Source organism: Endozoicomonas sp. (assembly GCF_051008435.1).
Lineage (GTDB): Bacteria > Pseudomonadota > Gammaproteobacteria > Pseudomonadales > Endozoicomonadaceae > Endozoicomonas_A.
In genome coordinates, this window is the sequence record NZ_JBPCXO010000555.1 from 1 (window position 1) to 11,509 (window position 11,509).

General features: G+C 48.8%; 9 protein-coding genes. 6 read left to right on the top strand and 3 right to left on the bottom strand.

Annotated features, from left to right (window positions below):
- Positions 1-107: 107 nt before the first annotated feature.
- Positions 108-419, bottom strand: coding sequence for a YchJ family protein (locus ACR2PX_RS28450; protein ID WP_434002728.1), 312 nt, complete (start codon positions 417-419; stop codon positions 108-110).
- A 130-nt stretch (positions 420-549) separates the two neighbouring features.
- On the opposite strand from ACR2PX_RS28450, the gene ACR2PX_RS28455 reads away from it, so the two are divergent.
- Together ACR2PX_RS28455 and dinG are read left to right on the top strand one after the other, a co-directional pair.
- Positions 550-834: a DUF1145 domain-containing protein gene (locus ACR2PX_RS28455; protein ID WP_434002729.1), complete on the top strand. Its 285-nt coding sequence runs from the start codon at positions 550-552 to the stop codon at positions 832-834.
- Positions 827-2,977, top strand: coding sequence for an ATP-dependent DNA helicase DinG (gene dinG / locus ACR2PX_RS28460; RefSeq protein ID WP_434002730.1), 2,151 nt, complete (start codon positions 827-829; stop codon positions 2,975-2,977). The genes ACR2PX_RS28455 and dinG overlap by 8 nt, the downstream gene beginning before the upstream one ends.
- 17 nt (positions 2,978-2,994) lie before the next feature.
- Here the strand turns inward: dinG and ACR2PX_RS28465 are convergent, their stop codons facing one another.
- Both ACR2PX_RS28465 and ACR2PX_RS28470 read right to left on the bottom strand, forming a co-directional pair.
- A complete protein-coding gene (locus tag ACR2PX_RS28465) occupies positions 2,995-4,227 on the bottom strand; it encodes a hypothetical protein (protein ID WP_434002731.1) in 1,233 nt (410 codons plus the stop codon).
- Positions 4,228-4,271: 44 nt separating this feature from the next.
- Positions 4,272-4,511 (bottom strand): hypothetical protein, encoded by a 240-nt coding sequence (locus ACR2PX_RS28470; protein WP_434002732.1) that lies wholly within the window; start codon positions 4,509-4,511, stop codon positions 4,272-4,274.
- A gap of 238 nt (positions 4,512-4,749) precedes the next feature.
- Here ACR2PX_RS28470 and ACR2PX_RS28475 point away from each other — a divergent pair, with 238 nt between their 5' ends.
- The 4 genes from ACR2PX_RS28475 (at position 4,750) to ACR2PX_RS28490 (ending at position 11,243) form a co-directional block, all read left to right on the top strand.
- Positions 4,750-7,341: a hypothetical protein gene (locus tag ACR2PX_RS28475; RefSeq protein WP_434002733.1), complete on the top strand. Its 2,592-nt coding sequence runs from the start codon at positions 4,750-4,752 to the stop codon at positions 7,339-7,341.
- Between the two features lie 287 nt (positions 7,342-7,628).
- A protein-coding gene (prfB, locus tag ACR2PX_RS28480) for a peptide chain release factor 2 (RefSeq protein WP_434002734.1) occupies positions 7,629-8,727 on the top strand; the annotation gives its coding sequence in 2 pieces (ribosomal slippage) (positions 7,629-7,703 and positions 7,705-8,727; 1,098 coding nt in all).
- Positions 8,728-8,813: 86 nt separating this feature from the next.
- On the top strand, positions 8,814-10,307 hold the full coding sequence (lysS, locus tag ACR2PX_RS28485; protein WP_434002735.1) for a lysine--tRNA ligase: 1,494 nt from the start codon (positions 8,814-8,816) through the stop codon (positions 10,305-10,307).
- A gap of 201 nt (positions 10,308-10,508) precedes the next feature.
- Entirely contained in the window at positions 10,509-11,243 is a 735-nt protein-coding gene (locus ACR2PX_RS28490; RefSeq protein ID WP_434002736.1) for a TetR/AcrR family transcriptional regulator, read from the top strand.
- Positions 11,244-11,509: the final 266 nt, after the last annotated feature.

Sequence of the window (11,509 nt, forward strand, 5' to 3'; positions counted from 1 at the left end):
GGAGTGAAGCTCAGTAAAGCTGAATTGAAGGAAATTCAACCTTACATCATACGAAACCCTGAGTTACGAAAGTGGGATGTTGCTATTGTGCCAGAGCCGGTAAATTATTAATTGCTGTACCCCTTAAATCCAACCTTCCCTTTGGTGTCTGAGTGGGTTCCTGCTTGCGTTTTGATAATATCCAGACGAGTCCACTGAGTGCTATCGGCCCGTTGATGGATACCTGCTTTATCGACGCCGTCGATCTGTCGTTGCCAGGTGGTGGCGATCAGGTAATCTGTATTTTTCAAATAGTAGGCTGAAAACCTTGAGCGCATAAGGGCTTCTGCGGTGGGAGCTGCTTCGCCTGAGTGGTAACGGCCACAGCATGTCTTGTAGACCTGGCCTGATCCACAAGGGCAAAGGGTTTTCTCTGACATTCCTTCACCTATAGATGCAGGCGATAAAGATTGTTTTCGCTCAGGGCTGTCTTTAGTCATGGAATTCTACGAGCAGGAGTGATCGGTTTTCGATAGAATGTCATTTTACTCAATTTACAGGGTCAGATACATGCGTCTTGGCAAAGCAGTGGTGGTTTTATTCTGGTTAGCAGCACTGTGGAATCTATTTGTGCCTCTGGCTGAGCCCATGGGGTCTGTGCTTAAGTGGGCTGCGCCCATGCTGCTGCTGATGCACACGGCAGAGCATTTTTTCTTCAGTCGACGCTTTGCTGCCATGGGGGCGCCTTTGTCATTGAAGGATCGCTACATGATTCTCATCTTTGGCGGCTTTCATCTAATGGCTCTGATGAAGAAAGTTCCAACCCAGCCTGTCGGTGATCAGCACAGTGCTTGAAGAGTCACAGAAAAAGAAGATCCAGAAAGCGTACAGCACGTTTCTGGAAAACAAGAAGCTGAAGGCCAGACCCGGTCAGAAGCAGATGATTGCTGAAGTCGCCCGTGCTCTGGGAGAGATTAAAACCGACAGTGAAGGACGGAGAACCTCTGATCCTTCAGTGATTGTGGTTGAGGCCGGTACCGGTACGGGTAAAACCGTGGGCTATGTGTTGCCTTCTGTGGTGATGGCTCAGGCTGCCGACAAAAGGCTGGTGATCTCAACGGCCACTGTGACCTTGCAAGAGCAGATTATTGGCAAGGATCTGCCCGACATTATTCTGAAAACAGGACTTAAGTTCTCTTTTACCCTGGCCAAGGGGCGTGGGCGATACGCTTGTCTCAGTAAGCTCGATCGATTGTTGCAGGAAGAGCAGTCAACCGCATCATTGATGGATATGTTTGCCGGTGAAGGTGTCACCCTGGAGCAAGACGAATCGTCCTTGAAGCTCTATCAAAACATGCTGGAAGACTTTGCGGCTTCGAAATGGGAAGGTGATCGTGACAGCTGGCCCGATGCACTGGAAGACCAGCAGTGGCGAATGATTACCACCGACCATGCCCAGTGCAGTGGTCGTCGTTGTGGCTACTTTAATCAGTGTCCTTTTTATAAAGCCCGTGGCGATCTGGAACAGGCCGATGTAGTGGTCACCAATCATGACCTGGTGCTGGCAGATCTGGCTCTGGGTGGGGGCGCTATTTTACCGGATCCTAAAGATACGGTTTATGTCTTTGATGAAGGTCACCATCTGCCCGATAAGGCTATTGACCATTTTGCCTGTCATTCCCGGGTAAAAGGTACGGCCAGCTGGCTGGAAAAAGCCAGCAAATACCTTCAGAAAACCCTGTCTCAAAACGCCTTGCCGGGAGAACTCGGAGAAAGGCTGGAAAAACTCATGCCTGAGTTTGATGGGCTGGTTAACACGCTGGGGCATACCCGAACCCTTCTCCATGGAATAGCGACGTTCGAGCCCCGTATTCAGGGTGACACGACGGTGGCTGTTTATCGTTTTCCTGAAGGAAGAGTGCCTGAAGAATTGCGTCAGCAGGCTGAAATCCTCAAAGCCGGATTCAGTCGGTGCAGCGGTATGGTTGAAAAGGTGGCCAAGGAACTGAACGACGCCATGGACGGAGATGTGCCAGGGATTGATCGCTGGCAGGCAGAGCAGTTGTATCCGGAAATTGGTGCCATGCAGATGCGTCTGGAAGGGCAGTTTCAGTTATGGCTGACCTATACCATGAAAGATCCCGAAGGCGAACCCCCCAGTGCCCGCTGGTTGAAGTGGAGCGAAGGGCCTTTTGGAGAGGAGCTGGAGGTGTTCAGCAGCCCTATACTCTCTTCGGCAACACTTTGGCAGACGCTCTGGAATCCCGGGTACGCATCGATTGTCACTTCTGCAACTCTGACGGCGCTGGGTAATTTTAATCGATTCCGGATGCGTTCCGGAGTGCCATCGGAATCTCGTTGCGTAGTGGTTCCCAGTCCTTTTCAGTACAGCCTGGCCGCTCAGCTGGTGGTGCCAGATATGTTGTCTGATCCCAGGAAGAGTGAAGAGCATACGGAAGAGATTGTGGAGTTGTTACCCAATCTGATGTCCGGTCAAAAAGGCAGTTTGGTGCTTTTTTCATCTCGCAAGCAGATGAAAGATGTGCATTTTGGTCTGGATGATGAATGGCGGAAGAAAATCCTGCTTCAGGATGATTATTCCCGAAAGGAGCTCCTTAAGCAGCATCGCAAGAATATCGATGAAGGCAAAGACAGTATTCTCTTTGGTCTGGCCAGTCTGGCCGAAGGTATCGACTTGCCGGGTGAGTACTGTGAGCACGTCATTATTGCCAAGATTCCATTTTCGGTACCGGATGATCCTGTGGAATCGGCTTTGTCAGACTGGTTGGAAGCTCAGGGGCGTAACCCTTTCATGGAGATAACGGTTCCGGATGCAGCGATCAAGCTGGTTCAGGCTTGTGGACGTTTGCTCAGGACCGAGCAGGATACAGGGCAGATCACCTTGCTGGATAGAAGAGTGGTCACTGCCCGATACGGCCGGATGATTCTGGATTCTTTACCACCGTTCAGAAGGGCCATCGAGCACGCCGTGCTCTGATGGCGTCCTGTCAGTGTTTAAAATAGCCCCGGCTTTTCACTCATAGCCCCGGTTTTAGCGGTTCTGTATATCAGGCACTTGAATCGGGTGGCTTGTTGTTTGTCATGATCAATAGTGGGATATGGGGCGATCAGGGTGTAATAGTTGGGATCAATAAACGTCCTGATATTATCCAGGCAGGTAGCTCGCTCAACACCAGGCACTTCTTCAGGGCATTTTGTGTTGAAGCCATGATAATCCAGACCACAGGTTAGCTTTTCAAAACCGGGCTCCTTAGGAAGAGTAATCTCAGACTCGTCAGCGCCGGTGATCAAAAGACGGGTATGATCAGAGGCTTGAACCGATGTGGCATTTTCCAGGCCAGTAAAGAGATAAGTTGGATTGTAAATGTGGTCGGAGAATGTACTGATTTCAGAGCCGTTAATGATCAATCCATCCAGGTGGTACTGGTAAAGATGAAGGTAGTCGACCAGCTGATTTTCACGGTATGAAAAGATACTGGACAGGTTTTGCATGATATAAACCTGAGCCATTCTTAATGGGCATTGTTCAGGATCAGAGCTCTCTGGTGAGCAGCTGTGGAATGCCCGTAAAGAGGGATAGAGCTCTACAAGGTTTTTCTTGACGTTATGAACGGCCACTCTTCGCTGTGCATCGTCTACGTAGTTCCAGAACCAACCGAATAACCCACTGTATTCCTGTTTTTCTGGCAGGTGTTCTTCAACGGTCTTCCAGTGGTCTCCCTCAAACCAAAAGGGGAGATCTGTCCGGTAATCCATATCCAGCGATTCATTGACAATCGGATTCACCAGGGCAGGGCTGTCCGGGGCTAATACAATAATGCGGTCTGGTTGAACCATGCTTTCGTATTGGCAGTGAAACTGATGATTGAAGCGTTCTACAGGCTCTTTTGGGTTTGTTATTAGGAAATGTGCGGAAGTGAATTTAAATGGATTGGCTGCTGCAGGCTCTTCTTCCGGTGCCATTTCATTGTGTGAAACCAGTTTATGCCAGTGAGACGGCATTCCTTTTGTTAAAGGGGCTTCCCACTTATGGGTTTTGGCATTGAATTGGATGGTTTCGGCTGAGGGGCATAGGAAACTGTCAGCCAATACCAGGCTGGAGCTGAATAAGGCAGTAGCCGTTAGAAGTCTGGAAACGGGGTGCATGTCGGTTCTCTTTCCTGCTGCAATATTGTAATACTTACTCACCAGAGAAAGAGCGTAGTCGCTTTTACTGCCCCTGTTCATGAAGAACAGCAAAAGCGAAACCAGTCTTTAACTTCTGGTTTGACTCAGTTTCTTCCAGCTGCGCCTTTGTCCGAAAGCATTTCGAAACGCTTGTTTTCTTCAGTGGAAGACTCTTCCTCTGTGGTGCTGTCTTCGTTTTCAGCCACCAGGCTTTTCAGGTCGAGGATCATTTCGCTTTTATTGCTGTCTTCCTGCTTTTGCTCTTCTTCATCGGCAAAACCTGTCAGGGTCACTGCAGCCAGGGGAAGGATCAGAGCCAGCGCGGTCAGTTTCTGTTTAATCATGATGTAAACCTCTTGGTTGTTTCGTTCTCATGTCAGGGGCTTGGACTCTGGTGTCTGAAAAATGTTCCCTGAATTGTCTATAAGTCCGGATTAACGATGCTGTTGTGTCAGGTGACTTGGCAGATGATCTCAGCTTTTTCAACGACTCTGATGGAACTTTTCGGATCTGCTCCAGTCAGAATGGGCAGTGTTTTATTAAATTCGGACTTTAGTTCAGCTCAGGGAAGGAGAGCCGTCTATGGAAGGCCGTGGAAATATAGGTGAGCCGAGGCAGAAAGCCTGGGACATTCTCAGTAAAGAGTTTCCCGTGAGAAAATCCTCATCCGCATCGGAAGGGTCTGGCTCGTCATTCAAAGGACTGAAGGTCAGTAAAGAGTCCATTCCTCCAGAGATAGTGCTGGTGCCATACACTAGTGATGCTCCCAGAAGGAGCCTCAGGCAGTCAGTCATCGAAAAAACGGCTCAAACCCCTACAGCTTCTGAAACCCGATCCCTGGGTAATCATGCAGGCAGCTATGTGCCTGCCGCTTTTGACCCTACATTCAGACAATCCTGGGATGAATGTAAGTTTCGCTACAAACTGCCTGAAGTACCTCAGCCTGATCCTGCCAGGGAAACCTATGACAGTGATGATCTCTCCCGGAGCGACAGCGATAACCTCATTGAACTTCAGGAAGCCTGTAAAACAGGCGTTGATGCACTTAAAGAAGTGATTTCTGGTGATAGCCATCTCTATGAGTGGTTGATCTTCAAGGCCAGAAGTATCGAGAAGATGTGCACTGCGGGTAAGAATGTTAAAAAAGCCGAAAAATGGGCCAGTACTCTTGATGCCGCTTGTCAGGGCAGTCCTTTTGACTGGAGAAAGCTGCCACTGGCGGTCAATTATGCTTTTTGCATTGAAAGCAAATGTAAGAGCGTTTTTCCTGATGATGCACTGGAGAAGAGGCGGCTTAGAAAAGAACCGGTGATCATGTTTTTCCCTCCCTGGGTCGAGAAGAGCTTCAGGGATATGCCCTTAAGTACCATTTACAGTCGTTACTGGTCGATCAGAAACAGTCTGGGTCACAAGGATGAATCGTTCCAGTTTACTGACCGTGACTTTGTCAAAAGCTATCCGAATATGCACAGCTGGCTCGTTGCATTTCAGAATGCTACACCTCAAGAACTGGAGGAGCAGGGGTTATCTGTATTGGAGGTTGAGGCCTTCAAATTCCTTCTGGACCGAACCGATGAAGATGTTAATGTTGTGAAAGGTAAGCCGCAGTGGAGTTGGCAGGATGCCCTGTCAGAGAAGGCTCAAGTGCAACATGAGGTTTCTGGCGATATCACTTCCTTCATTGAGTCGCAGGATCACCTTGTCGACCTTGAGGCGCCTGCACCTTCCGGGCCGGTAGAGCCCTTGTCAGACAGTGATGGCGATTCTTCGCCTAAAAGAGCCAAAAAAGCCAAATCCAAGAAAGTCAGTGTCGATCCTCTAACAGCCGATCTGGGAGAGCATGTTCACGTGGGCCTGCCGAAAAGACGAAAGAGAAAATTTGTGGAACGGGAAGGCGTGATGGACTGGGATGCAGTCACGAAATCCATGATCACTGCCGATAATTCAGAGCCCACAAAAAAATGCAAGTTATCAGTGCAGTCATCCGGTCCTGTTGATGTGGAAGTGGATCTGAAAGCCGAGGGTATTCCATTGATGGTTTTCCTGGATCTGCCTGCGGAGATGATCGCAAAAATTAAACCTGGGAAAGGTCTTGAACGTGATGACGAAATGGAAGTGGAAGAAGTAGAAGCATTTAAGGCCACGCCTCTCCAGGAAGTGCTGCAAAAGCCTGTTGGTACAAAGGCGCTCCTCACGCCAACAGGAGAGAGTTGGCTACCGTTTGTTGATGAGCGGGAAGAAGGTTGGAGTGTCGACAGTGATGATGGCGGTGACAGGCAGGAAGACTTAGGCTCTGAGACTGGATTCCAGGCCGATGATGAAGACTGTTCCGGCAATACCCGATCAGAGACCGAAGAAAGAACGGTTGAAGTGAGAGATAGTGCGACGCCTGAACCTGTCGCGAAGCCAGACGTTGATACAGAAGAGATGGAAGCTGAGGAGGAAGCTGAGGAGGAAGTAGCGGAATCTGTATTGTTGCCTCTGATCAATCAAGTGGCTAACTACCCGACTTCATCCGCTACTGTGACCAGTGAGGATCTTCTCAAGGATCTTCCAAGAAGAGATGAAATCAGGGTCGCTCTGGAGTGTGTCCAATTAACTAAGTCTTATGCTGGAAAAGTGGATTTCTTTGAACTGGATAAAAAAGAAGATATTGAACTGCTGGAACCCATAGACTCTCTGACTAACTGGGTCAGAGGGTTGGAAAGGAAGTTGGCTTCTAAGTTGGAGCAGGAAGCCACTATGGCGAGTAGTATCGATAGAGCTAAAGAAGCCGCTGAGAGTACCGACCCGGGTGCCGTTAGAATGGCACCGTCCAGGTTGAGGCAAAAGGAGACTCAGCTCGCAGGTATGCGGTCGAAGAATGATCAATTTATGGAGCCTCACCTGGAGGCTTTCACAATCATCAATAACGGTTTACGAACGCGCCTTGAGAAGGTTGAAGACTTTGTTGCTGAAAAAGTGAAAAAGCACTTTGCCACTGGTGTGGTGCCTGCCAATCTCAAAGATGAGCTTTCTGGTTTGCTGACAAATATTGACTCAGCTTATGAAGTGCTGGGCCATTTTGAGGCGGAACTGGATAATCTGCAGCAGCATGAAGATCAAACGGCGAGAGTTGAAGCATGTAAGGTTATGAATAGCTTATATTTCTCGACTTTTGATCAATTTATCTAATGCACAGTGATGCCTGTCAACCAGCCTCCGTCACGCGGGGGCTGGCTTTTATCCATCTAAGATTCCATGACTTACACTGATCAGGTACAATGATCGGCTGTTTTTTATTGTGGAAATATCCCTTCCCCTCAAGTTGTCCATTAATAGTCGCCTAGTTCTGTTCCTATACAGGAGCAGATACAGGAGCAGATACAGGAGCAGGAATGTTGTTTTTGGCGAGAACGGGCGGTTGGAGTGATATTCCCGATTTTTCATCGAACACACTGAACGATACTGAGCGATAAGTCATGCTTGAAGTAAACCCTATCAAGGAGCGTATTAAAGATCTTACAGCGCGTACTGACGTGCTTAGGGGGTATCTTTGACTACGCTCACAAAAGCGAGCGTCTGCAGGAAGTAGAGCGAGAGCTTGAAGATCCGAATGTATGGAATGAGCCAGAGCGTGCACAGGCCCTGGGTAAAGAGCGTTCCACCCTGGAAGGCATTGTGTCCACCATTGATCTGATGACCACAGGTCTGGAAGATTCCAGTGAACTGCTGGAAATGTCAGTGGAAGAGCAGGACGAAGACGGTGTTGATGGCGTTGTCGAAGAGCTGGATCAGCTGAGCGAAAAGCTGGAAGAGCTTGAATTCCGTCGCATGTTCTCCAACGAAATGGATCCCAATAACGCGTACCTGGATATCCAGTCTGGTTCTGGTGGCACAGAGGCTCAGGACTGGGCCAATATGTTGTTGAGGATGTACCTGCGCTGGGGTGAGCAAAAAGGCTTCAAAACTGAAATCATTGAAGTATCTGCAGGTGAAGTGGCTGGTATCAAATCAGCTACGGTTCAGTTTACTGGCGAATACGCATTTGGTTGGTTGAGAACGGAAACAGGCGTGCATCGTCTGGTACGAAAGTCTCCATTTGATTCTGGTAACCGTCGTCATACTTCTTTTTCTTCGGTGTTTGTATCCCCTGAAATTGACGACAATGTTGAGATTGAAATCAATCCGGCAGATCTTAGAATCGACACCTACCGCTCCAGCGGTGCCGGTGGTCAGCACGTAAACACCACCGACTCGGCCGTTCGTATTACTCACGAACCTTCCGGTATTGTGGTTCAGTGTCAGAACCAGCGCTCCCAGCATCAGAACAAAGACAAGGCCATGCAGCAGTTGAAAGCCAAGCTGTATGAGCTGGAGATGCAAAAGCGTAACGCTGATGCCCAGGCTCTGGAAGATACCAAGTCGGATATCGGCTGGGGCAGTCAGATTCGTTCCTATGTTCTGGATGATTCCCGGATCAAGGATCTGAGAACCAGCGTAGAAACTCGTAATACCCAGGCTGTTCTGGACGGTGACCTCGATAAGTTTATCGAGGCCAGCCTCAAGAAAGGCCTGTAAAAAGTCAGCAGTTAACAGTAAAGAGTTTGCAGAGTCTGAATACTGTAAACTCCCTGCCCCTCAAGAGGGGGCGAACTGGAGAAAATATGTCTGAAGAACAGATCTTAGATGCCCAGGAAGAGAACCGGCTGGTGGCTCTTCGCCGTGAGAAGCTCAGTGCCATTCGTTCCGAGCGGATTGCCTTTCCCAACAAGTTTCGTCGTGATGCTCTGGCTGCTGATCTGCAGAAAGAATTTGCCCAGGCCAGCAAGGAAGAGCTGCTGGAAGCTGGTAATAAGGTCAAGGTCGCTGGCCGTATCATGCTGAACCGTGGCGCGTTCATGGAAATTCAGGATATGTCCGGTCGTATCCAGGTGTATGTGAACCGCAAGGTGCTGGATAAAGCCATTCTGAAAGAAGCCAAAACCTGGGATCTGGGTGACATTATTGGTGCCGAAGGAACCGTGCAGCGTTCCGGTAAAGGTGACCTCTATGTCGACATGGAGCAGGTGCAACTGCTGACCAAGTCACTGCGTCCTTTGCCTGAAAAGCACAAAGGCCTGACCGATACCGAAATGCGTTATCGTCAGCGTTATGTGGACCTGATTACCCGCGAAGAGTCTCGTGCCGCTTTCCGTATTCGTTCCCGCATTGTCCAGGTGATTCGTGACTATTTCCATGAACAGGACTACATGGAAGTGGAAACGCCTATGCTGCAGGTGATTCCGGGTGGAGCCACTGCGCGTCCGTTTGTGACTCACCATAATGCGCTGGATATTGATATGTACCTGCGTATTGCTCCAGAGCTCTATCTGAAGCGTCTGGTGGTGGGTGGATTTGAACGTGTGTTCGAAATTAATCGGAACTTCCGTAACGAAGGACTGTCTACACGTCACAACCCTGAATTCACAATGATTGAATTCTACCAGGCTTACGCAGATTACATTGATATGATGGATCACACGGAAGCTATGTTTAAGCGTCTGGCCAAGGACGTGACCGGTGGAACCACGGTGACTTATCAGGGTAACGAGATCGAATTCGGCAAGCCTTTTGTGCGTATGTCTGTTTTCGATTCTATACTGCACTTCAATCCGGATCTTGAGGCTGCTGATATCGACAACATCGATTCAGCAACCCAGGTTGCGGAAAAGCTGGGTATCGAGGTCAAGGGTACCTGGGGTCTGGGTAAGATTCAGATCGAGATATTTGAGAAAACCGTTGAGCACCGTCTGATGGATCCGACATTCATTACCGAATACCCAACAGAGGTTTCGCCTCTGGCTCGTCGTAATGATGGCAATCCATTTATTTCTGACCGCTTCGAATTCTTCGTGGGCGGCCGTGAAATTGCCAATGGCTTCTCCGAGTTGAACGACGCTGAAGACCAGGCTGAGCGTTTTCGTCAGCAAGTCGCAGAAAAAGACGCTGGTGATGATGAAGCCATGCACTACGATGCAGACTACATCAACGCTCTGGAGTATGGTTTGCCGCCAACAGCGGGCGAGGGTATCGGTATAGACCGTCTGGTTATGCTGTTTACTGATGCACCTTCAATCCGTGATGTACTGTTGTTCCCGCACATGCGACCTCAGCAGTAATCCGACCGGATTTTCCGGCAGTCAGTTTTTCTGTCTGCCGGAGCTGCAGCCCAGCCTTCAGCGGCCATTGACCAAGCCTGAAAAATGATGATTTATTCAGGCTGAAGTACAAGAAGATTGGCGTAACTGGAAACCCTCTTTTACTTTTAGAGATTGTTTCAAACGTCATAAGACTAACAGGCAACTGCAAGGCATTTCCTCATGGAAGCAACGTACAGTGAAGAAAGAAACCGCGTCCTATCGCAGATGGCCCAGAATGAAGGAGCAGCTCTCGGAAACGGAACTCTGAAATATCAGGGGCGTAAAACCAGCCGGGCCAATAGTGAGCAACGCCGTCGAACCATTCTGGAAGCAGCACTGAGAATCGTAGTCAGAGATGGTGTCCGTGGTGTAAGGCACCGCGCTGTCGCTAAAGAAGCTCAGGTGCCACTCTCTGCAACCACCTATTACTTCAAAGATATTTCCGATCTGATCACTGATACCTTTACCCTGTTTGTGGAAATGGGGGCTGAAACCTTCAAGGCCTTCTGGGAAGACTCTGATGATCAGTTGCAAAAGGCGCTTTCCTTACTGGATGGCTCCAATGACTCCAGGGATCAGTTTGTCGATCAGATTCTGGAGCTGGCGGTTAACTATGTGACTAACCAGCTTACCGAGCATCGTGATTATCTGATAGCAGAGCGAGCTTTCCAGCTGGAATGCCTGAGAAATGAAAATCTGCGTCCCATCGCTTTTAATCACCAGTCATACCTTTTGAATAGCCTGGTTACCCTTTTTAAGCGCATCGGCTCTTCACAGCCAGAAACTGACGCTCAACTCTTTGCCTCCGTTATTATTCAGGTGGAGTATGAGGGTTTGGTGCAGGAAGGTGGGCTGGACATTGCACCGATCAGAGATAGGCTGCGTCGTCAGATTGTTTTGATGTTCAAGCGTTGATGATTGACTGAACATTAAATGTAGTCCTGAAAACAAATAAATACCGCACATCTTTCTTCTATCAGGTGTGCGGTATTTTTTTATTTTTTCTTAATAAAATACTTCAAATCTTCATTTTTGAAGTTGACCTGTTTAATTTTAGGCCCTTTTACAGGTTGGCTGATCATTTTTGGGCCTCCTGCCTGATTTTTAGATAGAGATAATCAAGATCATTGTAACCACATGCCTTGTATATTATCCGCTTGATGACACCATTGAAGGCTTCG

Excerpts from the sequence above, each read along its gene's own strand:
- ACR2PX_RS28450 (WP_434002728.1), bottom strand. The coding sequence starts at position 419 with ATGTCAGAGAAAACCCTTTGCCCTTGTGGATCAGGCCAGGTCTACAAG.
- ACR2PX_RS28455 (WP_434002729.1), top strand. The coding sequence starts at position 550 with ATGCGTCTTGGCAAAGCAGTGGTGGTTTTATTCTGGTTAGCAGCACTG.
- ACR2PX_RS28465 (WP_434002731.1), bottom strand. The coding sequence starts at position 4,227 with ATGAACAGGGGCAGTAAAAGCGACTACGCTCTTTCTCTGGTGAGTAAG.
- ACR2PX_RS28470 (WP_434002732.1), bottom strand. The coding sequence starts at position 4,511 with ATGATTAAACAGAAACTGACCGCGCTGGCTCTGATCCTTCCCCTGGCT.
- ACR2PX_RS28475 (WP_434002733.1), top strand. The coding sequence starts at position 4,750 with ATGGAAGGCCGTGGAAATATAGGTGAGCCGAGGCAGAAAGCCTGGGAC.
- lysS (WP_434002735.1), top strand. The coding sequence starts at position 8,814 with ATGTCTGAAGAACAGATCTTAGATGCCCAGGAAGAGAACCGGCTGGTG.
- ACR2PX_RS28490 (WP_434002736.1), top strand. The coding sequence starts at position 10,509 with ATGGAAGCAACGTACAGTGAAGAAAGAAACCGCGTCCTATCGCAGATG.